The sequence below is a fragment of the Aeromonas sp. 603404 genome, assembly GCF_049171775.1.
Taxonomy (GTDB): Bacteria; Pseudomonadota; Gammaproteobacteria; order Enterobacterales; family Aeromonadaceae; genus Aeromonas; species Aeromonas veronii_A.
Genome location: NZ_JAAKPE010000001.1, coordinates 1 through 24,657 on the forward strand (window position 1 = coordinate 1; position 24,657 = coordinate 24,657).

The 24,657-nt window shown below is 61.3% G+C and carries 19 protein-coding genes; 15 read left to right on the top strand and 4 right to left on the bottom strand.

Annotation, left to right across the window (positions count from 1 at the left end; genetic code table 11):
* Positions 1-198: 198 nt before the first annotated feature.
* Positions 199-708 carry a VC2046/SO_2500 family protein gene (locus G5306_RS00005; RefSeq protein ID WP_216977409.1) on the top strand — a complete coding sequence of 170 codons (510 nt, stop codon included), beginning with the start codon at positions 199-201 and terminating at the stop codon, positions 706-708.
* Between the two features lie 111 nt (positions 709-819).
* Here G5306_RS00005 and hpf read toward each other — a convergent pair whose 3' ends face one another.
* On the bottom strand, positions 820-1,158 hold the full coding sequence (hpf, locus tag G5306_RS00010) for a ribosome hibernation-promoting factor, HPF/YfiA family (protein ID WP_005334257.1): 339 nt from the start codon (positions 1,156-1,158) through the stop codon (positions 820-822).
* Positions 1,159-1,526: 368 nt separating this feature from the next.
* Between hpf and G5306_RS00015 the strand changes: the two genes are divergently transcribed.
* The 3 genes from G5306_RS00015 to G5306_RS00025 all read left to right on the top strand — a co-directional run bounded on the left by G5306_RS00015 (position 1,527) and on the right by G5306_RS00025 (position 7,208).
* The gene (locus G5306_RS00015; protein ID WP_421204641.1) at positions 1,527-4,031 is read left to right on the top strand and encodes a putative bifunctional diguanylate cyclase/phosphodiesterase; all 2,505 of its coding nucleotides are present in this window, start codon (positions 1,527-1,529) and stop codon (positions 4,029-4,031) included.
* Between the two features lie 99 nt (positions 4,032-4,130).
* Positions 4,131-6,032: a transglycosylase SLT domain-containing protein gene (locus G5306_RS00020; protein ID WP_040066126.1), complete on the top strand. Its 1,902-nt coding sequence runs from the start codon at positions 4,131-4,133 to the stop codon at positions 6,030-6,032.
* Between the two features lie 177 nt (positions 6,033-6,209).
* Entirely contained in the window at positions 6,210-7,208 is a 999-nt protein-coding gene (locus G5306_RS00025) for a LacI family DNA-binding transcriptional regulator (RefSeq protein ID WP_040066127.1), read from the top strand.
* A gap of 77 nt (positions 7,209-7,285) precedes the next feature.
* Here G5306_RS00025 and G5306_RS00030 read toward each other — a convergent pair whose 3' ends face one another.
* Both G5306_RS00030 and G5306_RS00035 read right to left on the bottom strand, forming a co-directional pair.
* Entirely contained in the window at positions 7,286-8,350 is a 1,065-nt protein-coding gene (locus G5306_RS00030; protein ID WP_421311997.1) for a 3-deoxy-7-phosphoheptulonate synthase, read from the bottom strand.
* A 125-nt stretch (positions 8,351-8,475) separates the two neighbouring features.
* Entirely contained in the window at positions 8,476-10,428 is a 1,953-nt protein-coding gene (locus tag G5306_RS00035) for a TonB-dependent receptor domain-containing protein (RefSeq protein ID WP_337072978.1), read from the bottom strand.
* A 266-nt stretch (positions 10,429-10,694) separates the two neighbouring features.
* Between G5306_RS00035 and G5306_RS00040 the strand changes: the two genes are divergently transcribed.
* From G5306_RS00040 to G5306_RS00090, 11 genes are all read left to right on the top strand, one after another.
* On the top strand, positions 10,695-11,843 hold the full coding sequence (locus G5306_RS00040; protein WP_421311998.1) for an isochorismate synthase: 1,149 nt from the start codon (positions 10,695-10,697) through the stop codon (positions 11,841-11,843).
* On the top strand, positions 11,840-13,486 hold the full coding sequence (locus tag G5306_RS00045; RefSeq protein ID WP_421312000.1) for a (2,3-dihydroxybenzoyl)adenylate synthase: 1,647 nt from the start codon (positions 11,840-11,842) through the stop codon (positions 13,484-13,486). The genes G5306_RS00040 and G5306_RS00045 overlap by 4 nt, the downstream gene beginning before the upstream one ends.
* The gene (locus G5306_RS00050) at positions 13,483-14,430 is read left to right on the top strand and encodes an isochorismatase family protein (protein WP_421312001.1); all 948 of its coding nucleotides are present in this window, start codon (positions 13,483-13,485) and stop codon (positions 14,428-14,430) included. The genes G5306_RS00045 and G5306_RS00050 overlap by 4 nt, the downstream gene beginning before the upstream one ends.
* Positions 14,427-15,194: a 2,3-dihydro-2,3-dihydroxybenzoate dehydrogenase gene (gene dhbA, locus G5306_RS00055; protein ID WP_421312002.1), complete on the top strand. Its 768-nt coding sequence runs from the start codon at positions 14,427-14,429 to the stop codon at positions 15,192-15,194. Before G5306_RS00050 ends, dhbA begins: the two co-directional genes overlap by 4 nt.
* A gap of 125 nt (positions 15,195-15,319) precedes the next feature.
* The gene (locus G5306_RS00060) at positions 15,320-19,294 is read left to right on the top strand and encodes an amino acid adenylation domain-containing protein (RefSeq protein ID WP_421312003.1); all 3,975 of its coding nucleotides are present in this window, start codon (positions 15,320-15,322) and stop codon (positions 19,292-19,294) included.
* A complete protein-coding gene (locus G5306_RS00065) occupies positions 19,291-20,160 on the top strand; it encodes a hypothetical protein (RefSeq protein ID WP_421312004.1) in 870 nt (289 codons plus the stop codon). The genes G5306_RS00060 and G5306_RS00065 overlap by 4 nt, the downstream gene beginning before the upstream one ends.
* A 267-nt stretch (positions 20,161-20,427) precedes the next feature.
* On the top strand, positions 20,428-21,516 hold the full coding sequence (pdhA, locus tag G5306_RS00070; protein ID WP_041209832.1) for a pyruvate dehydrogenase (acetyl-transferring) E1 component subunit alpha: 1,089 nt from the start codon (positions 20,428-20,430) through the stop codon (positions 21,514-21,516).
* Positions 21,509-22,495, top strand: coding sequence for an alpha-ketoacid dehydrogenase subunit beta (locus G5306_RS00075; protein ID WP_021231077.1), 987 nt, complete (start codon positions 21,509-21,511; stop codon positions 22,493-22,495). The genes pdhA and G5306_RS00075 overlap by 8 nt, the downstream gene beginning before the upstream one ends.
* Positions 22,492-23,592: a dihydrolipoamide acetyltransferase family protein gene (locus G5306_RS00080; protein WP_421254860.1), complete on the top strand. Its 1,101-nt coding sequence runs from the start codon at positions 22,492-22,494 to the stop codon at positions 23,590-23,592. The genes G5306_RS00075 and G5306_RS00080 overlap by 4 nt, the downstream gene beginning before the upstream one ends.
* Positions 23,593-23,800: 208 nt before the next feature.
* Entirely contained in the window at positions 23,801-24,010 is a 210-nt protein-coding gene (locus G5306_RS00085) for a cold-shock protein (RefSeq protein ID WP_005302803.1), read from the top strand.
* A gap of 90 nt (positions 24,011-24,100) precedes the next feature.
* Positions 24,101-24,406, top strand: coding sequence for a hypothetical protein (locus G5306_RS00090; RefSeq protein WP_421312006.1), 306 nt, complete (start codon positions 24,101-24,103; stop codon positions 24,404-24,406).
* Here the strand turns inward: G5306_RS00090 and G5306_RS00095 are convergent.
* Positions 24,393-24,641, bottom strand: coding sequence for a TIGR02647 family protein (locus G5306_RS00095; protein ID WP_005334209.1), 249 nt, complete (start codon positions 24,639-24,641; stop codon positions 24,393-24,395). The two genes, G5306_RS00090 and G5306_RS00095, sit on opposite strands and share 14 nt — an antisense overlap.
* Between the last annotated feature and the right edge of the window lie 16 nt (positions 24,642-24,657).

Below are 24,657 nucleotides of genomic sequence, written 5' to 3' on the forward strand. Positions count from 1 at the left end.
GAAGGATTCGAACCTTCGAAGGCAGAGCCGTCAGATTTACAGTCTGATCCCTTTGGCCGCTCGGGAACCCCTCCACAAGTGCGAGGCGCATACTAACAGATCTTCCGGTTTTGTGAACCCCCAAGCAGGATTTTTCCATTAAAAGAATTGGATTTGTGGCCGATAACCAGTGAAATCGCCATTTTCGAGAGTTATCTCATGCTGCCCAGTTCAATCCGTAATCACCTGCTCGTCGATGAGGGCCAGTTGGGACAGCGCCTCAACCGTGACCTGCAACATGGCGATCGGGCGGATTTCCGGTTGCATCTGGCCCTGCTGACCGACGCGGTGGAGGAGCAGCCCTGGTTTGATGCCAAACCGGCGGCCACTTCCCAGAGCCGTGACTGGCGTATGCACTTTGACCTGAGACCGGCAGAGGTGCTGGTGGCTGAAGGGGCTGGGAGTGACTGCAGTGCCATCAATGAGCGGTTGCAACAGGGGGGAAGCATGGTGGATGTGCGGCTCTGGCTGGCGCTGCAAACGCCGCCGCTGGCGGTCAAGCAATCCTTGCTGGATGAGGCTGTCTACGACAACCTGTCACCGCTGGCGCGGGAGCGGTTGCAAGGAAAGCTGGCCGATGTGCCGAGGCAGGAGGATCCGCTGGTATTGCTGCCGATCCTCGATCGTTTGCAAGAGGGGGTGGATACCCGGTTGCACTGGCTTAGTTGATGGCGCCTGTTCACTGGTGTAACGCGATGCTTGTCGGAAAATCACAGGCAACAAAAAGGCGGGTAACCCCGCCTTTATGCTCTTTGGAATTTTTAGCCTTGCGGCATGCTATCAAGCGTCAGCTTCATCCGGTTGCGGCTGTTCTTTGAGCGCGGCATTGGCACGACGGGCAATCGGCTTTTCGGTGTGACGGTTGAGTTGGCGCTCCAGTTTTTGCCCCAGTTCGTTGATGGCGGCGTAGAGATCCTCATGCTCTGCCTGGGCAAACAGTTTGCCGTTGGGGATGCCAGCACTGGCTTCGACAGTGAACATCAGACGCTCTTTGGAAACAATCACATGGGGTGTGATGAGAGGCACCTGAAGACGTTCGAGCTTTTCAAAACGGGATTCGATGCGCTCGCGGATAGCCGGGGTGATGTCGATGATTTTGCTGGTAATTTCGATTTTCATATTGGCCCCCTTCGGGTCGTCTTGCTTGTGTCTTCACCTTCAGATTACTCATTGGTAAAGATTGAAATGTGATCCATGTCACATAACCTTCCCTTGGCTATTCAGCAACTTATAAATTGTGATCTTTTCCGGTTTCGTGCCAAAAACAGCTTGAGCTCCATGAAACTGGCAGGCAGTATGACGGGAATAGGATCGTTTCTGTCCCTTCTTGGCAGCACTTCGTGTCGACCTCATGTCCGGTTTCCACTGCTTGATATCGCATGTTTGTACTCTTTCCTCGCAACCTCTGATCTGATGAGCGGATGCAGGGGGCGTTGCTATGCCTGATTGGACATCAAACGTGGTTGGTTGTTGTGTTGGAGTGGTAAATGAAGCAGCAGGCCACGCAAGTCATGTGGTTTTTCGATCGGCAGCATGATCAGTGGAGTCTCTCTGATCAGGGGGCCTACCAGCAGTGGCAAGGGGAGGGCAATCATCCCTGGGCCGCTAGCTTGTTACCGGAAGACGAGGCAGGCTTTGCCGACTTTCTCGTCCGGCTTCATGAATCACATCTGCCTGAACAGTTTATCGGTCATCTGAAAGATGATCAGGGGCAGCTCAACCATGTGCTCTGGAGCGGTCAGTTTGTGCCCACCCAGCAGATCTGCTGTGGCTGGCTGGCCCCTCTTGATACCGCCAACAGTGCAGTCTCCTCCCTCAACCTCTCTTTGCCATTGCTGCAAACCACCCTGCTCACCCAGTTGGCGCAGGCGCTCTCTGCCCGCACCGGGCTCGATTTCTTCAATACCCTGGTTAGCCAGCTGGCTCATATCCTCAAGGTGGATGCGGTCTGGGTGGGTGAGTTGTGCGGTGCAGATCGGGTCAAAGTACTGGCCGCCGACGGGCTGGCGCAGAAGGACTATCCGCTGGCGGGCTCCCCCTGTCAGGAGCTCTACAAGCAAGGGGCCATCTGTTTCGAGGTGATCGATGAGTCGCAGGAGTATCAACCCTGGCTGGCGGCCGGGCAGACTTACTACGGTCAGCCGCTGTTTGATGCCAGAGGCCAACTTCTGGGCCATCTGGCGCTGCTCTATTCGGCCCCGGCAGATACCAGCAATCTCACCTCGGTGCTCAATACCTTCTCGGTACGGATGGTGGCCGAGCTGGAGCGTCTGCAATCCGATGCCCAGATGCGCCTCTCTGCCGTTGCATTCGAGACCCACGAAGGGATCATCATCACGGATCCGGGGTTCAAGATCCTGCGGGTCAACAACGCCTTCAGTCAGATCACCGGCTTTGACAGCCAGTCGGTGCTGGGCCTGCATCTGGAAGAGGATCTCTGGCCAAATCTGGGGGGGCTCGGCTACGAGCTCAATACCCTCAGCCGCTGGCAGGGGGAGACCCAGCGTCGCCATGTCGATGGTCACACCTATCCCCAGTGGGAGATAGTGACGCCGGTGCAGGACGAGAAGGGGGTGATCAGCCACTTTGTCATCTGCTTCGAGGATATCTCCGAGCGCAAGGCGGCCGAGCGACGCATTCAGGATCTCGCCTATTACGACGAGCTGACCGGATTGCCCAATCGCCGTCAGCTCCACGAGACTCTGGTGCAGGCCTTCAACGAGGCGACCCGCGATGGCTTGATTGGCGCGCTGCTCTTTATCGATCTCGATCACTTCAAGACCATCAACGACTCCCTCGGCCACGCCACCGGTGACTGGCTGCTCAAGGAGGTCGCCGCCCGTCTCAAACGGTTGGTGCGACAGGGGGATTGTCTGGCCCGCCTCGGTGGTGACGAGTTTGTTCTGTTGCTGCCATCGCTCTCGGCCAGCCCGCCCCAGGCGGAGATGCAGGCCGATATCATTGCCGAGCGGCTCATCACCGAGATTGCCGCTCCTTATACCTATGTGGGGCAGGTGCTGCACATCGGTGCCAGCGTCGGCATTACCCTGTTTCCGGATCGGGAGCAGGGGGTCGATGATCTGCTCAAGCAGGCGGATACCGCCATGTATCAGGCCAAGTCCGCTGGCCGCAAGACCCGTCGCTTCTTCGATGCCTCGATGCAGCAGCAGGCGGATCGCCGTCTGCTCATTCACAACGAATTGCGCAACGCCCTCAGCCAGCAAGAGCTGACCCTCTACTATCAGCCCCAGCATATGGTCGATGGCGGCGATATCATTGGTGTCGAGGCGCTCATTCGCTGGCAGCCAGCCGGTCGCTCGCTGGTCTCGCCGGCCGAATTTATTCCCATTGCCGAGGAGACGGACCTGATTGTCGATATCGGCAACTGGGTGCTGCACGAGGCGTGCGCCCAGTATGTGCTGTGGGAGGAAAACGGCATCCACATTCCGCAGATCTCGGTCAACGTCAGTGCCAAGCAGTTCCATGCCACCGATTTTGTCGAGCGGATCCACGATGTGTTGGCGCAAACCGGCATGGATCCGGCCTGCCTCAATCTGGAGATCACCGAGTCCGTGGTGCTGGGTCATGCCGAGGACACCATCAGCAAGATGACCGAGCTCAAGGAGCTCGGCATCAGCTTTGCCATCGACGATTTTGGCGCCGGTTACTCCTCCCTGAGCTACCTCAAGCGGCTGCCTGCCGATGAGCTCAAGATCGACCGCTCCTTCATTCAGGACATCCCGAAAGATGGCGACAACATGGCCATCGTCGAGGCGGTGATCGCCATGGCTCGACATATGGGGTTCAACGTCACGGCGGAAGGGGTGGAATCCCGCCAGCAACTGGAGTTTCTCAAGGCGCAGGGGTGCAGTTTCTATCAGGGCTATCTCGCCTCCAAGCCGCTGCCGGTGCCCTATCTGGAGAAATATGTACAGCGGCTGACCAGACCGGAGCAACTGCGTGAAATGCAGCTGAGCGAGGCAGAAAAATAGTCCCTGCTCCCCGCTGTAGCGCTGCCCGGCAACGGGTAGAATGAGAGGCAGTAGACCCACCGCCAGCGGGCGGTGTATTGCCCTCAATGGAGATGCTCAGTGAAAGCTGTATGGGGAATTGTTTTGTCGGCGCTGTTCGTGCCGACCCTGATGGCGCAGACTGCCGACCAGACGCTCTACCGTCAGGCGTATGACGCCGTACGGGCCAATGATCAGGCCCGTTTCCAGCAAATTCGTGCCCGGTTGACCCATTACCCCCTGCTCCCTTACCTCGATTACTATCAGCTCGCCTTTCGTCCGGGGGCGGCGGATTACAACGATGTGACCCGCTTTATCCGCCAGCATGGAGATACCCCCCAGTCCAACCGGCTGGAGCGCAGCTATCTGACCTATCTGGCCCAGAGCCAGCAGTGGTCGCAGTTCCTGCGCTTCTATCCGGCCAAGCCGAGCTCCACCGATCTGCTCTGCATGCACTATCAGGCGCTCTATTACACCGGCAAGCCGAAAGAGGCGTTGCAGGGGGCGGGCAAGATCTGGATGAGCGGTCAATCCCGTCCCGATGCCTGCTCCCCGCTGTTCCAGCTGTGGCAGGCATCCGGTCAGCGAACCCAGGAGAAGATCTGGCAGCGGATGACGCTGGCGTTCGAGGCGGAAAACCCCAACCTGATCCGCCACCTTGGCGCAACCCTGGGTAGCGGCTTGCAAAGCTATGGCGATCAGATGGTGACCCTGTTCGAGCAGCCTGCCAAGGCGATGAACCCGGCCTATTTCAGCAGCAATCCTTATTCTCGCAAGCTGCTCTCCCTCGGTTTGACCCGCTATGCCAATCAGGAGCCGGAGTCGGTGCTGCGCCAGCTTGCGCTGTTTCGCAGCCGTTTCGGCCTGACCCAGGCCGAGGTGAAACCGGTAGAACGTGCCATTGCCCGCCGCCTGCTGCTGGATCGCTCCATTGCCCAGCGTAGCTGGGTCGACAGCACGGTGAAAAAGCTGGCGGATCCCGACATTACCGAGCTGCGGGCGCGACTGGCCATCTGGGAGCAGGATTGGCGTGGCCTCTCCGGCTGGGTGAAGATGATGCCGATGGCCCGTCAGAAAGAGGATCGCTGGCGCTACTGGATGGCGCGCTCCCTTGAGGTGCAGGGGCAGCAAAAACCGGCGCGGGATCTCTATCTGGAGACCGCCAACCTGCGCGGTTTCTACGGTTTCATGGCCGCCCAGCGCACCGGCGTGCCCTATCGCATCAAGAACCAGAGCGTCAAGCATGTACCGGACTGGCGCACGGCCAGCCAGCGCTGGCCCTTCCTGTTGCGGGTGCGCGAATTGCTCTCGATGAACGAGATTGCGGCGGCCCGCTCGGAGTGGATCCACAACATGGATCGCAATCCGGTGGCCCAGCGCATCGAGTTTGGTCATATCGCCCTCAATCAGGGGTGGCACGAGCTGGCCATTCTCGCCAGCATTCGCGCCGAAGCGTGGGATGCCCTCGACCTGCGCTTCCCGCTGCCGCTCAAACGCACCTTCTCCCAGATGGCGCAAGAGCGCACCATGAACACCAGTTTGCTCTATGCCATCTCCCGTCAGGAGAGTGCCCTCTATCCGCTGGCCCAGTCGCCGGTGGGGGCGCGCGGTCTGATGCAACTGATGCCTGCTACTGCCAAAGAGACTGCCGGCAAGCTGGGGGTGCCCTATCGCAACGAGCAGCAACTGTTTGATCCGACGATGAATATTCGTCTGGGGAGCGCTTATCTCAAGCGCTTGCTGGATGTCTATGATGGCAACCGGATCCTGGCGGCGGCCGCCTACAACGCCGGGCCGGGACGGGTAAAACGCTGGCGAGAGCAGAGTGACAACAAGCCGATGGACGTGTGGGTCGAGAGTATCCCCTACAAGGAGACCCGCAACTACGTACAAAACGTGTTGTCGTTCGATCTCATTTATCAGCACAAGCTGCAGCAGCCGCTGCGCTTCATGTCGGAGCGGGAGCTCAATCACGCCTATTGAGTCGGGGGCCGCCAGCCGGCCCCTGTTTTCAAATTTCCTTGCTGCCGGGTATCATCGGGTAAGGTTTTGTTACCAAAGGAAACATGCCTGGTGACCTGGCTCCGGGAATTGCATCAGGCCGCAGGGTATACTCAGGCGTCGGCACCGACAGGTTCCCCCACAATAAAGGAATGGATAGTGGCAACGATTAAAGACGTTTCTCAGCTGGCAAATGTGTCTATCTCCACCGTGTCGCGGGTTATCAATAACACGGCACAGGTAGCACCGGAAAAGCGTGAGGCCGTACTGGCGGCCATGAAGGAACTGAATTTTCGACCCAACAGTTTTGCCCAGGCACTGGTCAGCAAGCGTTCCAACTGCATTGGCGTGCTGGTTGGCGACCTCTGCGGCGGCCCCTTCTTTGCCCAGATGATGCGTGGCATCGAAACCATGGTCGATCAGGCCAACAAGTTCACCATCGTCATGTCTGGCAACCACGATATCGCGCGCGAGCGTCATGCCATTCAGGCGCTGCTGCAGCGCCAGTGCGATGCGCTGATCCTCCACAGCAAGGCGCTCCCGGACGAGGAGCTGAGCGAGCTGGCGGCAGGCTCTACCCCCATCGTGTTTATCAACCGTCAGGTGCCGGGCTTTGAGGATCGCTGCGTCTGGCTCGATAACCAGGCGGGGATCACCACCGCGTGCCAGCACTTGCTGGATGCCGGTCATCGCAACATCGCCTTTATCACCTCCGATGATGAAGAGTTTGTCGATGGTCAGCAGCGGATGGCCGGTTACACCCAGACCCTGGCCAGAGCCGGGATCGCCTTTGATCCTGCACTCGTCAGCCGCGCCTTTGCCGACGAAAATGGCGGCTATGTGGCGATGAGTGAACTGCTGGCCCGTGGTGTCGAGTTCACGGCCGTGCTCGGTTTCAACGACGGCATGGTGGCGGGGGCGATCTCTTGCCTGCTGGAGCGGGGTTACAAGATCCCGCAGCAGGTGTCGGTGGTGGGGTTCGACGATATCCCCTACGCCCGCTACATCTATCCCAAGCTCACCACGGTGCGCTACCCCATCGAGGAGATGGGCAGCCGCGCTGCCGAACTGGCGCTGCGCCTGCTCGATCACAAGCCGGTAGACGGCCTGGCGCTCAAGTTTGAAGCCCAGCTGGTGGAGCGTGAGTCAGTCGCCTGACGTGCGTCAAACAGCGAACAACAAGGTGGCCCCATCGGGGCCACACTGTTTTCTGAGTTATCTCTCTAATCCGCCATTTATCCCGCCAGGGCGATCCGCTGCTGGCGGCGTGCCTCCACCCCTTCTGCCACCATATCGAGCAGCCGCCTTGTCTGTTCCCAGCCGATACAGCTATCGGTGATCGACTGGCCGTAGCGCAGCGGTTTGCTGCCGATATCCTGACGCCCTTCGCAGATAAAACTTTCCACCATGATGGCGGCGATGGCATGGCTACCAGCACCCAGCTGGTCGGCAATGTCACGGGCAACCAGCAGCTGGCGGGCATGCTGCTTCTGGCTGTTGCCGTGGCTGCAATCGATCATCAGCCGGGGTGACAGATGATGCTGGCGCAGCAGTTCGCCAGCCTCTGTCACATGATTGCTCTGATAGTTGGGCTGGCGGCCACCTCGCAGGATCAGGTGGCAGTCGGGGTTGCCATGGCTGCGCACCAGTGCCAGCTGGCCATCACCGGAAGGTTGGGTATAGAGGTGGGCCGCCCGGCTGGCGAGGATCGCCTCGACCGCGATCCGGATATTGCCGTCGGTGCCGTTTTTAAAACCAATGGGGCAGGGGAGGGCCGAGGCCAGTTGGCGGTGGAGCTGGGATTCGGTGGTGCGGGCACCGATAGCGCCCCAGCTGATGAGATCCCCCAGATAGAGCATGCTGGTGAGATCGAGAAATTCGGTGGCACAGGCGAGCCCTTCCTGTCCAAGGGCCAGAAGTAACTCCCGGGCCAGCGATAGGCCCTTTTCCAGCCGATCGCTGCCATCGAGGTCGGGATCGAAGATAAATCCTTTCCAGCCGAGCGTCGTGCGCGGCTTTTCGAAATAGGTACGCATCACCAGTTGCAGCTGCTCCCCGTATTGGCCCTGTAGTTCAGCCAGCCGGCCACCATTGTCGCGGGCGGCTGCCGGATCGTGAATGGAGCAGGGGCCGATCACCAGCAGCAGGCGATCATCCTCTCCCTGCAGAATATGGCGGGCTTGCTGGCGGCTGCGTGCGATCTGGCGAGCGAGCCGTGCCGGACAGGGTCTGGCCTTTAACATCTCGTCAGGGGTGGGCAGGGTGGCAAGGGGTGAAGCATTCAGAAGTGAGGTGAACATGAGCGATCCTGATGAAAATGGAAATCTGCATGCTCTTTGCTGTCCAGTGGGGATCTTCCCCTTATTCTCTTGGTTAACAGAGCGCGGGCATGAGCCCGCGCTCTGTTATATCGGCCTTGGCTACTTTAGAAGCGGGCTGAGCCGCTGACGTAGTAGCTGCGACCCGGTTCGACGTTCTGGAAGAGGGTATCTTTCTCTTGCAGGCGCACGTCGGTCAGGTTGTTGATCCCCAGTCGCAGGTCAAAGTTCTCGGTGACCTTGAAGCCGGTGCCGAGATCGAAGGTTTGATAGCTGGGCAGTTTGTGCAGTACGACAACCTTGTTGACGGTCTGCTCGGCAAACTGGGTGCCGGTGTAGGTGGTGCCGACAAAGGCATTTACCCGCTCGGTGGCCTGCCAGGTGATCTTGGCGTTGGCCTTGTGCTCCGGCCGCTCGGGCAGAGCCTGACCCTGATCGCCTTCCGCCTTGAGGTAGGTGTAGTTGGCGCCAAGGTTGATATCGTCGGTCAGATCGAGCTTGCCGGTCAGCTCCAGCCCCTTGGTGGTGGCCTTCTCCAGGTTGTACCAGGTGCGGTCAGTGGAGTTCGGCAACTGCTTGAAGGTGAGCATGTCGTCGATGTCGGAGTAGAAGAGGGTGGCGCTGGTTTCCCAGATCCCTTCTCCTGCGATGACACCCAGCTCGTAGTTGGTGCTGGTTTCCGGCTTGACCTTGTCGCTGCCATAGATGCGGCAGCTGCCGCCGCAGCTCTCGATGCTGTAACCGTTGGAGTACTGGTGCGGCGCCGGTGCCTTGAAGGCCTGGCTGACACCGCCTTTCACTGTCACCACATCGTTCATCTCATAGACCAGATAGCCGCGCGGGGTGAAGTGGCTGCCGTAGATCTCGTGGTGATCGTAACGGCCGCCCAGCGTGAAGGTCAGGCTGTCGGTCAGGCCGATCTCGTCCTGAGCGAACAGCGCCTCCTGGGAGTGACTCTCTTTGCCGCCGATATCCTTGTAGCTCACCGCATCCACCAGCTCCCGATCCAGATATTCACCACCCAGGGTCAGGTAGTGGTTGGCCAGCGCCAGGTTGGTATAGCCCTTGAGGGTCAAGGTGTTCTCTTCCAGCTCCCGCTGTTGCGGGGCAGAGTAGCTGGTGTTGAAGTCGTCGATCTGGGAGCTTTCATAGTTGGCCATGACGGTGGTGTCACCCCAGCTCCAGTTCCCCTTGTGGGTCAGACCAAACAGGTTGCGATCGTTTTGCTGCTGGCGGCTGTGCACCTTGTTGCCGGTTTTGCGGAAGATATCGAGAGGCCGCTCATCCTGGTTGTAGAGGTAATCCAGCTCGAAGCGTTGTTGCTCATCCACCAGCCAGCTCAGGGTAGAGGCGAAGTTGCGGGTCTGTTTGGCTTCGATAAGGGGGATGCCGTCAGCAGCTTCGGTGGGGGTCCAGGCTTGACGGTCATACACCTCGCCGTTCATCCGGATCAGCAGGTTGTCGGTCAGGGGGCCGGTAAAGCCCAGGTTGGTCCTGTGCTGATCGCCGCCATCCTTGCCCTCGATGGCCTTGAAGTCGGCATCAGCCGCCCCTTGCCAGGTTTTGCCCGGCTGTTTGGTGATGATATTGATGACACCACCGATGGCATCGGAGCCGTAAAGTGCTGACATGGGACCACGGATCACCTCGACCCGCTGGATCATGCCAAGGGGGACCGGGGTGTTGTCGAAGTTGCCGCCGCGCCACAGGGCATTGGAGGAGGAGAGGCGTTTGCCATCCACCAGTACCAGGGTGTACTTGCCGGACATGCCACGAATACCGATATCGCTGCGGCCATTGGTGTCAGCTTCAGCCTGAATGCCCACTTCGTGGCGCAGCAGGTCGGCAAGGTCATTGACCGGCGCTGCGGCGATCTGTTCGGCCGTGATGACAGAGATAGAGGCCGGTGCCGAGCGGGTATTGTGCGCCGTGGTGGTGACGGTGATCACCTCATCGGCTTGAGGGGCGTTGCTGGCGGCGATCGCTTGCTGGGTCAGCAGAGTGACGATGGTGGTGGCCAGCAGGCTGGGAGCAATAAAACGGGAGGTTGAGGATTTCATTATTTACATCTTCCATAATATACAAATGATAAGCGTTATCATTATCAAATTGAATTTGCTCCGATCGCAACCCTTTTTTATCGGCGAAGCTCAGTTTCGTTCGTCACTCTCTTTTGACTAAAAAGAAGTTAATGAAATTGATTCTCATTTGTATTGATCGTTTTTTCGCTCCTTGTTAGGATGCCGTTCACCCTGATATCTGGTGAGTCAAATGACTCACCTTAAGTCGTGTCAGGCAGTGATTCATTCCAAGGAGTAGCACCGTCATGTGTGACCATGCACTGGAAGGAGAGTGGCCCGCCACAGCGGTCGGGTTGGATAAAGTGTGCTGTTTTGCCAGCGGTGACAGGGTACTTGTCGCCTCCGGTATCCACGACAGTTTTACCGGCATCCAGCCGGAGACGCTGCTCGCCCATCTGCGTCAGTTGCGCCAGCAGGGGATGATCAATCCCATCGCCATCGGCGCCATTCCGTTTGATACCCAATCCCCCTGGCATCTGGTGATCCCGGCGCAATCGCAGTGGGTCGCAAGGGATGCGATGTTGCCCGCCCGCTGTTGCCAGCTCCATGGCGAGGTGAGTGAAGTGACCGGCTCAGCCCACTATCAGGGGGCGGTGCGGGCAGCGCTGCAGCAGTTTAGCGAGGGTCAGCTTGAGAAGGTGGTGCTGTCGCGCGCCATCGACGTGCAGAGCGCAGAGCAGACCTCCCCTGCACACGCCTTTGGCTCTCTGCTGGCTCAGAATCCGGGTGCCTATGTGTTCCAGATCCCGCTGCCGGAGGGGGAGACCCTGCTTGGTGCCAGCCCCGAGCTGCTGGTATCACGCAACGAGATGGCGGTGGTGAGCAATCCGCTGGCGGGCTCCCGTCCGCGCCTCGCTTTTCCCGATCAAGATGCAGCCAGTGACGAGCTGCTGGGGGCGCAGAAGGATCGCTATGAACATGCGCTGGTGGCCGATGCGGTCGCTGAGGCCCTCGCTCCCTTCTGCCGCGAGCTGGACGTCCCCCCGGAGCCGCAGGTGATCGCCACTCCTATCATGTGGCACCTCTCGACCCGCATCGCCGGGCGGCTCCATGAGCCATCTCCCGTGCTGGCTCTGGCGCTGGCGCTACACCCGACACCGGCGGTGTGCGGCACGCCGCTCTCGGCAGCGCGTCAGGCCATCGCCCGGCTCGAGGGGTACGATCGCCGCTTCTACTGTGGCGCCGTCGGCTGGATGGATGCCGATGGCAATGGCGAGTGGGTTGTCACCATCCGCTGTGGCGTGCTGGCCGGCAGGCAACTGCGGCTCTATGCCGGCGCCGGGGTGGTGGTGGGCTCCTCGCCGGAAGCGGAGTGGCAGGAGACAGCCGCCAAACTCGGCACCATGCTGCGGGCGTTTGGCCTCGAGAGCCGGGAGCCGGAGGTAACTGCATGAAGCCGCTGGTGCCCTTTACCCCCTGGCCTGTAGAGCTGGCAGCCCACTACCGTGCGCAAGGGTGGTGGCGTGGGCAACCGCTCACCGCCCTGCTCGATGACTCCGCCGAACGTTATCCCGAGCGCACGGCCCTGATTTGCGGCGAGCGTACCCTCAGTTATGGCCAGTTAAAGCGTGAGGTCGATGCGCTGGCGGCGCGGCTGGCAGCGCGCGGGCTGGGTCATGGCGATACCGCGCTGGTTCAGTTGCCCAACTGCGCCGAGTTCTATATCTGCTGGTTTGCCCTGATCCGCTGCGGAGTGGTGGCTGTGCACGCCCTCTACAGCCATCAGCGGCGCGAGCTGGTGGCCTTTGCCCGCCAGATTGAGCCCGCCTTGCTGGTACTCAGTCCCTCTCATCCCGGCTTTGCCGGTGAAGCGGGAAGCCTTGCGGTCCTTGATGCGCTGGTACAGCCCTCCTGTCAGACACTGCTGTTCGAGCAGGCTGAAGGCCCCGATCTTCAGTCAGGATTTGCATGGCCTCAATCTGAAACCATGGCTCGTGCTGATGGTTCGCCGCTGGCGGCCACTGCGCCAACTCCTACCCCGGCAGATCAGGTCGCCTTTTTCCAGCTCTCCGGCGGCAGTACCGGCACCCCCAAACTGATCCCCCGTACCCACGATGACTATGGCTACAGCGTGCGCCAGAGCGTGGCGGTGTGTGGTTGGGATGAGCGGGTGATCTATCTCTGCGCCCTGCCGGCGCCCCACAACTTTCCCCTGAGCTCCCCCGGGGCACTCGGAGTGTTTTATGCCGGTGGCTGCGTGGTGCTGGCAAAGGATCCCTCTGCTGCAACCTGTCTGCCGCTGGTGCAGCGCCATCAGGTCAACTGGGCGGCGCTGGTGCCACCGGCTCTGGCGCTCTGGCTGGAGGCGGCCAGCCACTATCCGCAGACCTCTCTGGAGTGTGTGCAGGTGGGCGGTGCGCGCCTCAGCCCGGCTCATGCCGAGGCGGTAGCGAGCCGCCTTGGTTGCCGCTTGCAGCAGGTGTTCGGCATGGCCGAGGGGCTGGTCAACTACACCCGCATCGAGGATGACCAGTGGCACATCGTCAATACCCAGGGCCGCCCGATGAGCCCGGGCGACGAGGTCGAGGTGCGGGATAGCGACGGACGCCCCTTGCCCGATGGCGAGTGCGGCGAGCTCTGGACGCGTGGCCCCTACACCTTTCGCGGCTACTTCAAGGCTGATGCCCACAATCAGCGGGCTTTTGACCGGGACGGTTTCTACTGCACCGGCGATCTGGTCTGCCGCTTGCCCAGCGGTCATCTGATGGTGGTGGGGCGCAACAAGGATCAGATCAACCGGGGCGGGGAGAAGATCGACGCCCTCGAGATTGAAGAGCTGCTGCTGACCCACCCGGAGGTGCGGCAGGCAGCGCTGGTCGCCATGCCTGATCCCATGCTCGGGGAGCGCAGCTGCGCCTTTTTGATGTGCCGTGAGCCCCTCAATCTGCCCCGCTTGCGCCGTTTCCTGCGCGAGCAGGGGGTGGCCGATTACAAACTGCCCGATCGCCTGGTGCTGGTGGAGCAACTGCCCCACACCCCGGTCGGCAAGATAGACAAACAGACGCTGCGCGAGCAGCTCGCCAAGGAGTGTGCATGACCATTCAATCCCTCGCCGCCTATCCGCTGCCTACCGCAGAAGAGCTGCCAACCGGGCGGGTGAACTGGCCCTTCGAACCGGGCCGTGCCGCCTTGCTGGTCCACGATATGCAGCACTATTTCGTCGATTTCTACGGGGCGGGCAATCCGCTGATCAATCAGGTTATCGACCATATCGCCACCCTGATCCGTCAGGCGCGAGTTCTTGGCATGCCGGTGGTCTATACCGCCCAACCCGCCGAGCAGAGCCAGGCCGATCGGGCGCTGCTCAACGACATGTGGGGGCCCGGATTGACCCGAGCGCCGGAGCGCCAACCAATCGTCCCGGCGCTGGCCCCCGAGCCGCAGGATACGGTGCTGACCAAGTGGCGCTACAGCGCTTTTTGCCGCTCACCGCTGGCGGAGCTGATGGACGGATGGGGGCGGGATCAGCTGGTGATCTGCGGCATCTATGGCCATATCGGGGTGATGCAGACGGCGGTCGATGCCTTTATGCGCGATATCCGCCCCTTCCTGGTGGCTGATGCCATCGCCGATTTCTCCCGCGAGGATCATCTGCTGGCGCTCTCCTACGTCAGCCGCAATGCCGGTCGGGTGATTACCGTGGCCGAGGTGATGGCGGCCAGCAAGCGCCCCCTGACTCGCGAGTCACTACGTGCTCAGGTGCTGGCGCGGCTGCCCGCCGAGATGCAGCAGGAGCAGCCTGCCGAGAATGACAACCTGCTCGACTACGGTCTCGACTCGCTGGCGGTGATGGGGCTGGTGGAGGAGTGGCGGCAGCAGGGGCTGGTGGTGGAGCTGGCCGAGCTGGCCCGCACGCCGACTCTGGCTCACTGGTGGGATCTCCTCTCCCGTCAGCTTAATGTCAGTCAACCCAATGTCAGTCAGGCCACGGCTTATCAGGTCAACGAAGTTCACGTCAGCGAACCGGAGTGCACCCCATGAGCGAGTGGCAAGGTAGAACCGTCTGGGTAACCGGCGCGGCGCAGGGGATTGGCCATGCGGTGGCGCGTACCTTTGCCGAGGCGGGGGCCAGCGTGGTGGCGTTCGATCTGCAACTGGCCGAGGCGCTGCCCGGCAACGTGAAGGGGGTGACTATCGACGTGAGTGATAGCGAGGCCGTGACCCGCTGCTGCGAACAGCTGCTGGATGAGGGGCTGGGGCCCGATGTGCTGGTCAATGTCGCCGGCGTACTGGCGACCGGCAGGCTCGATGAGGTGGATGACGCCCTCTTGCAGCGCACCTTCGCCATCAACACCTTCGCCCCCTTCTACCTGATGCGGGCCCTGACCCCCTGGTTTCAGGGGCGGCGCAGGGGCGCCATCGTCAATGTCTCCTCCAATGCCGGTCGGGTGCCACGAGTGGGGATGGGCATCTATGGCGCCTCCAAGGCGGCGCTGACCAGCCTCACCCAAACGGCAGGGCTGGAACTCGCCCCCTATGGGGTGCGCTGCAATCTGGTGTCGCCGGGCTCGACCCGAACCCCGATGCTGTACGGCATGTGGCAGGAGGGGGAGGCTGAGCAACGGGAGGGAGAACAGCGCACTATCGCGGGCCTGCCCGGGCAGTTCAAGCTGGGGATCCCCCTTGGCAAGCTCGGGACACCCGACGAGGTGGCAGCCTGCGTGCTGTTTCTCGCCTCTGATGCCGCCAGCCATATCACCCTCCAGGATCTGGTGGTCGATGGCGGTGCCACATTGGGGGTCTAGCCCGCGCGCCGCCAATCTGGCAGGCGTGACACCTTCTTCATGGAGGAGGCCAGGCCTCCTCGCTTTTCAGCCATGCGGGCAGGGGCAAGCCGCTGCCCGCTCGATGTTTGCGCAAGGACATTCCCATGGAACAGACAATGGCGATGCGCGCCACCCACCAGCGTGGTGATCACCCGTGCTGGCCGCTTACCACTGCTCAGGCGGGCATCTGGTTTGCCCAGCAAAAATACCCACAGAGCCCAGCCTGCAATACCGGCGAATACTGGCTGCTGGAAGGGGCGCTGGCTCCCCATCACTTCACCCGAGCGGTGCGCCAGACCATCGACGAGATCCCCGGTCTGCATTGTGCCTTTGTGGCCACTGCCGATGGCCCGCAAATGGTGGCCAATCCCGCCTGCTGGCAACTGACCGAGCGGGATCTGCGCAGCGAAGCCGATCCACTCGCCGCCGCGCAGGCCGAGATGCGTGCGCAGCTGGCCCTTCCCTTCAATCTGGCCGGGGGGCCGCTGTTTGCCACTACCCTCTATCGCCTTGGTGAGGAGCAGTGGGCCTGGTTTATTGCCGTGCACCATATCGCCATCGACGGCTTTGGCCTGAGTTTGCTCTGCCAGCGGGTGGCAAATTGGTATGAGGCGCTTTGTGCGGGCGAGCAGCCAGCCCCCTGCCGTTATGCGACTCAGCAGGCGTTGTTGGCCGAAGAGGCTGCCTATCAGGATTCGCCGCGCGCCGCGCGGGATCGCGATTTCTTCGTGCAGCAGCTGGCCGGGGTGGAGAACCCGGCGTCGCTCTCCCGCCGTCCGGCGCAAGGGCCGGGCCCCACCTATCGTCTTGAGCAGCGGCTTTCTGGCCGCCAGTGGCAGGCATTGGTAGAGCGGGCGAGTCGCTCGGCCTGTCACCCCTACAGCCTGCTGCTGGCGGCGGTGGCCAGCTATGTGCAGCGGATGAGCGGCGCTGGCGAGGTGGTGCTGGGTATTCCGCTGATGGGGCGGCTGGGCTCAGCGGCGGCCGATACTCCCTGCATGAAGGTCAATGTGGTGCCTCTGCGCATTGAACTGAGCGGCACCAGCCGGGTAGGAGAGTTGCTGGCACAGGTCGAGCGGCAATTTGCCGCCCTGCGCCGTCATCAGGGCTGCCGTCAGGAGTGGTTGCAGCAGCGCCAGCCGGGCCAGCCGCTGTTTGGCCCTCAGGTCAATCTGATGCCCTTTGCCCGAACCCTCAGCTTTGGTGAAGGACACAACCAGGTTCGTGGCGAGGTGCAGGTGCTGGCGGCGGGGCCGGTGGAGGAGTGCGCCTTCTACTTTGTCGAGGAGGCTGGCGCGATGACCCTGACCCTCGAAGCACATCAGGGGCGCTTCAGCCAACAGGAGAGCGAACGTCATCTGGCCCGGCTGGTCGCCTATCTGGCGGCCTGGAGTGAGGCGGATGACGAAGCCCTGGCGGTGCGCTTGCCGCTGTTGCTGCCTTGCGAGCAGGCTGAGCTGGCGCGCTGGAACCAAACCGACCATCCGTTGCCGACTACCACCCTGAGTGCACTGCTGGCCGAGGGGCTAGCGGCGGCAGATCAGAGCGCCATCGCGCTGGAGTGTGGCGCCGAGCGCTGGAGTGTGGCCGAGCTGCGCCAGCGAACCCGCCAGTTGGCCAGCTATCTGGCGGGAAGGGGCGTGGGCCCCGGTTGTCGGGTGGCGGTGGTGATCCCGCGCGCTCCTGAGCTTATTCTCGCCCAGCAGGCCATCATGGCGGTAGGTGCCGTCTACGTGCCCGTTGACTCGGACTATCCGGCGGAGCGGATTGGCTACATTCTCGCCAGCAGCGATCCTGCGCTGGTGTTGACCAGCAATACGCTTCAGATGCTGCCCGACGTGGCCGCGCCACTTGTCTGCCTTGATGCCCCCGGTGTGGCAGAGCAGCTGGCGGCGGTAGCACCTTGTGATCTGCCAGCCCCCAAACCGGAAGATGCGGCCTACATCATCTACACCTCCGGCTCGACCGGTCGGCCAAAAGGGGTGGTGGTGAGCCATGGCGCCATCGTCAACCGGCTGCTCTGGATGCAGCACATGTATCCCATCGGCCCGTCGGATCGGGTGCTGCAAAAGACCCCGGCCGGTTTCGATGTCTCCATCTGGGAGTTTTTCTGGCCCTTTATGACCGGGGCGCGGCTGGTGCTCGCCAAACCGGGCGGCCACAAGGATCCCGCCTACCTTGCCGAGCTGATTGAGCAGGCCGGGATCACCACCTTGCACTTTGTCCCCTCCATGCTGCAGATCTTTGTCACTCAGGCCGAGCCTGCCCGTTGCCGCGCCCTGCGGCAGGTATTTTGCTCCGGCGAGGCGCTGCCCGCGGATCTGGTGCAGCGCTGGTATGGGACATTCTCAGCCCCCTTGCACAACCTCTATGGCCCGACCGAGGCGGCGGTGGATGTCACCTGGTATCCCTGCCGGGCAGACGAGGCGGTAACCAGCGTGCCCATCGGCTATCCGGTCTGGAATACCTGTATCCACATTCTCGACCCCTGTTTGCAGCCGGTGCCCCCCGGTGTGGCGGGGGAGCTCTGGATCGGCGGCGTGCAGGTGGCGGAGGGCTACTTTGGTCAGCCTGAGCTCACCGCCGAGCGCTTTATTGCCAATCCCTTCGGGGCGGGACGGCTCTATCGCAGCGGCGATCTGGCCGCTTGGCGCGAGGATGGCGCCATCGAGTATCTGGGGCGCCTCGATTTTCAGGTGAAGATCCGCGGCCAGCGCATCGAACTGGAGGAGATCGAGCAGGTGCTGCTGCGCCATTCCCGAGTTGCGCAAGCGGTGGTGCTGGCCCCCGAATTTGCCCCCGGCGATCGTCGTCTGGTGGCCTATGTGGTGGCCGCAGATAGCAGAGATCTGACGCTGGCCGAGCTTACACCTGCCCTTGGCGCCGTGCTGCCCGACTATATGGTGCCGGGGCTCCTGGTAAACCTGGCCGAGCTGCCGCTCACTCCCAATGGCAAGCTGGATCGCAAGGGGCTGCCGCTGCCCGACATGGCGTCGGCGGTGGGTCAGTCACTGCCGAAAACCTTGCTGGAGGAGCGCCTCTGTCGCCTCTTCGCCGAGATACTGGGGCTGGCGCGGGTCGGCGCCGACGATAACTTCTTTGCCCTCGGTGGCCATTCCCTGCTGGCGGCGCAGCTGGTGGTGCGTATTGAAGAGTCGACCGGACAGGCGCTCACTTTGGCCAGTCTGTTCGAAGCGCCGAGCCCAGCCCAGCTGGCGCGTCGTCTTGGCGGCGAGCGGGAGGCGATGCCTATGCTGTTGCCTCTGCGGGCGCATGGTACGCAGTCTGGCACATCGTGCCCCACCCTCTTTTGCGTCCACCCCGCAGGGGGCCTCGGCTGGTGTTATGCGCCACTGGTGCCCCATCTGCCGACCGACATGGCGGTCTATGCCCTGCAGGCGCGGGCGCTCTGTCAGCCGGATGCGCCGCTGCCCGCCAGTTTCGACGAGCTGGCGCTCGATTATGTGACCGAGCTGCGTCGTCAACAGAGCGAGGGGCCCTACTGGCTGCTCGGCTGGTCCCTCGGGGGCATGCTGGTGCACCGGATGGCCGCCATGCTGCAAGAGCAGGGACAGGAGGTGGCCATGGTGCTGCTGCTCGATGCCTACCCGTGCCAGCAGTGGCAGACCCAGCCGTTGCCCGACGAGCAGCGGATGCTCGATGCGCTGCTGCGGATGGGGGGCATTGCGGTTGCGGACGAGGCGCTCGATTCCCTCACTCGGGGCGACGTGGTGGCCCGATTGGGGGCGGAGGGGAGTGCGCTGGCTATGCTCGACGAGCAGGTGGTGATCGCCATGATTGAACTGGTGGGCCACAACAACCGGCTCATCCGTGAGCCGGTCGACTACTGCTACCACGGGGAGGTGATCTTTATCGAGGCGTCAGCCTCTCGCCAGCCCTGGCTGGATGGACGCGGTTGGGAGTCGCTGACAAAAGGGGAGACCCGCTATGAGCGCTTCCCCTGTCTGCATCAGGAGATGGTGCATCCCGACTGGCTGGCAAAGATCGGCGCCCTTATTGGTGAGCGGGTCGATGGGGTCGGGCAGCAACCGCACATCCGGCAGGAAGGGGATGCATGACCCCGGTTGCCGCCATCCGGGAAGCCTTGCAGGCGGGCAAGCTGGTGGGGCTGGGGGAGCCGCACTGGCACCCGGATTTTATCCGGCGCCAGCACGCCTGGCTGTGTGATCCGGCGCTCTGGGGAATCATGACCGATCTGGTGCTGGAGTGCGGCAACCGCCGCCATCAAGGCTTGCTCGATGCCTGGCTGGCGGGTGAGGTGCGCTGGCAAGGGGAGCCGCTGACGCTGGCGCGGCTCTATCCGGTCTGGCTCGACTCCTGTGCCTTTCCCGCTTGGATGGCCCCCGAGTTTCCGGCTCTCTTTTCCGCTCTGCGCCAGAGCAATCTGGCGCGCCCTGCACATATGCGGCTGCGGGTGCATCTCTGCGAGCCCTTATTCGAGTGGCAGGAGATGAGCCCGGAGCGATGGCAGCAGCACAACAGGGGGCGGGATCAGGCGCTGGCCGACTATCTTCTTGCACTTCCCGCCCGCGGCGTGGTGGTGTTGGCTGGGGCGCGCCATCTGCTCAAAGCCGCAGGGGATCCCCACTTTGCGCAGCCGACGCTGGGTCAGTTGCTGGAGGCGGCAAGGCCGGGTTGGCTGCAGGTGCTTCACCCCTGGCCAATGGTTGCTGGGAAGGGAGATGAGGAAGAGGAGCTGGTGTGCGAGTTGGCCGATATCACAACTGTCGAGCTGTATCCCCACTGGTCGGCGCATCCGCCGCTGGAAACTCTTGTCGACAGGTTGGTGCGCGTGGCTGACCGGGGACGGGAGATGCGAATTTGCCCCACCTTGCTGGCCGAGCCTTGGCGCAGCCGCTTGTTGAGTCGCGCTCACTTGCTGCCAGCTGGCATGGCCCGCCAGCTGCAACATTGGCTGGCGTAACTGCTGGTTGGCGTAACCGCTAACTTGAGTAACAGAAGGGGGAGTAGGCTCCCCTTTTCAATATTTGGCATCCTGCATTCAGTGCTGCAAAGTTGCACCATTTACGGCATACCTTGCCACTCATCGCCGAAAATTCAGCTCCTTCGCTACTTTAAAGAAGTTTCTACTGGTCTTACCTGAGTAAATTCTTTTGCTTTTTATTTAACAAGGTATTTACATCTAAGTGTCACCAGCATCGGTGACGCCTACAACGGCAAGGAGCCAGTTATGACCCATGTCGACATCCCTTTCCTTCGTTACCTCGATGCGGAAGGGTGCCCGGTCGCCACCTTACCGACCTGGCTGGACAAGGCGATACTGCACACCTTTTACCGCAATATGGTGATGGTGCGCAGCTATGACAAAAAAGCGATAGCGCTGCAACGAACCGGCAAACTCGGTACTTTTCCCTCCCATCTCGGCGCAGAAGCCGTGGGGATTGGCATTGGTCTCGCCATGCAGCCGCAGGATGTCTACGTTCCCTACTATCGAGACATGCCCACCCTCTATGTGCGGGGCGTGCCGATGGAGAAAAACCTGCAATATTGGGGGGGGGACGAGCGGGGCAGTTATTTTCTCAAACCCGATGGGACTCCCTCTGAAGATCTCCCCATCTGCGTCCCCATCGCTACCCAGATCACCCACGCCTGCGGTATTGCCTCGGCCTTCAAACTGCGTAATCAACCGCGGGTTGCCGTAGTCACCATCGGCGATGGCGGTACCTCCAAGGGGGATTTTCTGGAGGGGCTCAACTGCGCCGGTGTCTGGCACCTGCCGATGGTCATCATCGTCAACAACAACCAGTGGGCCATCTCGGTGCCACGCAAACTGCAATCGAGCGCTCCTACGCTGGCCCAGAAGGGGATTGGCGCCGGGGTGCGCAGTCTGCAGGTGGATGGCAATGATGTGGTGGCGGTCTACGATGCCGCCCGCAGTGCCGTCGAACGGGCCCGCAGCGGCAAGGGGCCGACCCTGATAGAAGCGGTCAGTTATCGCCTCGGCGATCACACCACGGCCGACGATGCCACTCGTTATCGCGATGGGGCCGAGGTCGAGGCCGCCTGGGCGAAAGAGCCGGTCAAGCGGCTACGCCAGTTTATGCATAGCAAAGGGTGGTGGGATGAGGAGCAGGAGCAGAGCCTGCTGGCGGAGGCTACCCGAGAGGTAGAGCAGGCGGTCGCCCGTTATGAGGCGATGGCGCCCCAGCCGCCGGAGGCGATGCTCGATTATCACTACGCCAGCCTGCCCGCCGAACTCGTGCCCCAGCGCGAGCGAGTGATTGCCAAGGGGATGAAGCAGGAGGTTGGCCATGAGTGAGATCAGTTTGCTGGAAGCGGTCAACATGGCCCTTCACTACGAGATGGAGCACGACCCGGATGTGGTGGTGCTCGGCGAGGATGTGGGGGTCAACGGCGGGGTGTTTCGCGCCACCGTGGGCCTGCGCGACAAGTTCGGTTTCAAGCGGGTGATCGACACGCCGCTGGCCGAGGGATTAATCGCCGGGGTGGCGGTCGGCATGGCCACCCAGGGGCTCAAGCCGGTGGCTGAGTTCCAGTTTCAGGGCTTCATCTTTCCCGGGATGGAGCAGATCATCTGTCAGGCGGCGCGGATGCGAAACCGCACCCGTGGCCGCCTCTCCTGTCCCCTCGTCTATCGCTCCCCGTATGGCGCGGGCATTCATTCGCCTGAACATCACAGCGAGAGCGTCGAGGCGCTGTTTGCCCATATCCCTGGGCTAAGGGTAGTGATCCCCTCCAGCCCGAGACGCGCCTATGGCCTGCTGCTCTCGGCCATCCGCGATCCGGATCCCGTGATGTTTTTCGAACCGGACCGCATCTATCGCTCGATGAAATCCGAGGTGGTGGATGACGGTGTCGGCCTGCCGCTGGATGTCTGCTTCACCCTGCGCCCGGGCCGGGATATCACGGTAGTGGCCTGGGGGGCCTGCATCCAGGAGGTGATGCGGGCGGCGAACCTGCTGGCCGAGCAGGATATCCAGTGCGAGGTGCTGGATCTGGCCACCATCAAGCCGCTGGATATGGAGACCATCCTCACCTCGGTACGCAAGACCGGCCGGTTACTGGTGGTGCATGAGGCGTGTGGCAGCTTCGGGGTCGGGGCCGAAATCGTTGCGCGGGTGACCGAGCAGGCACTTCCCAGCCTCAAGGCGCCACCCAAACGATTGACCGGGGTGGATGCCGCCGTCCCCTACTATCGCAACGAGGCGTATTACCTCATCACCGAGCAGGATATCGCCGATGCCGCTCATCAGCTGATGGAGAACCAGTGGCTATGAAATTTTTCAAATTACCGGATCTGGGTGAAGGGTTGGCCGAAGCCGAGATCGTCGAATGGAAGGTGAGTGCCGGTGATACCGTTGCGGTCGATCAGGTGCTCTTGTCGGTGGAAACGGCCAAAGCGCTGGTGGATGTGCCCTCTCCGGTGGCCGGGGTGATTGCCCGTCTCTGCGGCGCCGAGGGGGATATCCTCCATATCGGTGCGCCGCTGGTGGAGTTCGAGGGGGGCGAAGATGATGGCACCGTGGTGGGCAAGGTGAGCGCCCATCAGCAACATATCGAGGATCACTTCGTGGTGGGGGCCATTGCCCCGGGTGGCGCGCTGGTGCAAGCCATGCCTGCCGTGCGCCTGCTGGCACAAAAACTGGGTCTGGATATCGACCGGATCAAGGGAAGTGGCAGCGGCGGCATGGTGACCGAGCTGGATGTGCAGCAGGCATTCGAGTCACAGCAGAGCAGCGGCAACGAGTTCCTCAAAGGGTCGCGGCGTGCCATGGCCAAGGCGATGGAGCTCTCTCATCAGACTGTGGTGCCGGTCAGCATCACCGATGAGGTGGATTTGCGTCACTGGCGGCCTGATGAGGATGTGACGGTGCGCCTTATCAAGGCCATTGGCGTGGCGTGCCGCGCCGAGCCCTCGATGAACGCCTGGTTTGATGGCGACACCCTTTCACGGCGTCTGTTCAAAGAGGTCAATGTAGCCATCGCGGTGGATTCAAAGCATGGCCTTTATGTGCCGGTGATGGAGAACGTGGCCGAGCGGGAGGGGGCGGATATCCGGCAGGGGCTGGATCGGATGATCGCCGATGTGAAGGCGCGCGCCGTGCCGCGCGAGATGTTGCAGGGGGCGACCATTACGCTCACCAACTTCGGCGCCATCGCAGGCCGCTATGCCAGCCCCATCGTGACGCCGCCGCAGGTGGCCATCATAGGGGCAGGCAAACTGTTCGAAAAAGTGGTGTTCATCCATGGTGAAGCGCGTCCCGTCAGAGCATTGCCGCTGTCGATGACATTTGACCACAGAGCCTGTACTGGCGGGGAGGCGGCTCGTTTTCTCAAAGCGCTGGTCGAAGCGTTGGAAGCAGCGACCTTATAACAGTTTGTGCCCTGCCGTTGGCAGGGCACAAATTTGTTTGCGTAATCTACAAAGCCACGTATAATCCAAACCAGCTTGAAAGGGCGATAGTTATGTCAATGAATACGATGTTTCACATCTTGTCCTGTTGTTCATAAGTTAATCCCGTTTTTTGAGCTTTACCCGCTGAAAAGCATAAGTAATTATTTTGAATACAGGTTTAAAAGATATGTCTAACATGATCACCGGTACCGTTAAGTTTTTCAACGAAACCAAAGGTTTTGGCTTCATCCAGCAAGAAAACGGCCCGGACGTTTTCGTTCACTTCAGCGCCATTCAAGGTAACGGTTTCCGTACCCTGGCTGAAGGTCAGCGCGTACAGTTCTCTGTGACCCAAGGTCAGAAAGGCCCGCAGGCTGAGAACGTAACCGCTCTGTAATTCTTACAGAATTTAAGAAAGCCGTGGTACCTCTGGTGCCACGGCTTTTTGTTTATCTGGCTTCTGCTACTGACTCCCATGTGCTGAATCATGCTGTTATCGCTCCTGCTTGCTGCCACCTTGACTCTGACGTCCGATGCGCCGGTACCGGTTCAATCCGCGATGGAAGCGCAGGTGATCTGCCAGCAATTCGTCCAGGTCCGGATGGGCACTGCACAGCAACCCGATGAGGTGAATGCGCGACTGGTGCCTGAAAGGGAGGGGGAGTGGCTGGTGGATGGCAAAGTAAAAGGACCCGAAGGTCCTTTGCTGTTTGCCTGTCATCTTCACCAAGGGGAGCGCTGGGAGCTACTCAACTTTTCGCTCTGGGCACCACAGCCGGTCAAAGCGGTTTGAGTGCAACCAGCAGATGTTGCAGGTGTTCAACCATGGTCATGCCAAACGGGGTGAGATAGCCGCCATCTTCTGCGCTGATGAGCCCCTGTTGGTGCAGACGGGCTGCCGCCTGGCACAACTCTTCAGACATATCGCTGCGTAATTTAATCCCTAGGCTCATGTTGGCCGGATCAAAGCATGCCAGTATTTTCAAATCGTTCACGAATTCGTTAGAAACCTGGTCGATCCCAATCATGGATTTACTCCTTACG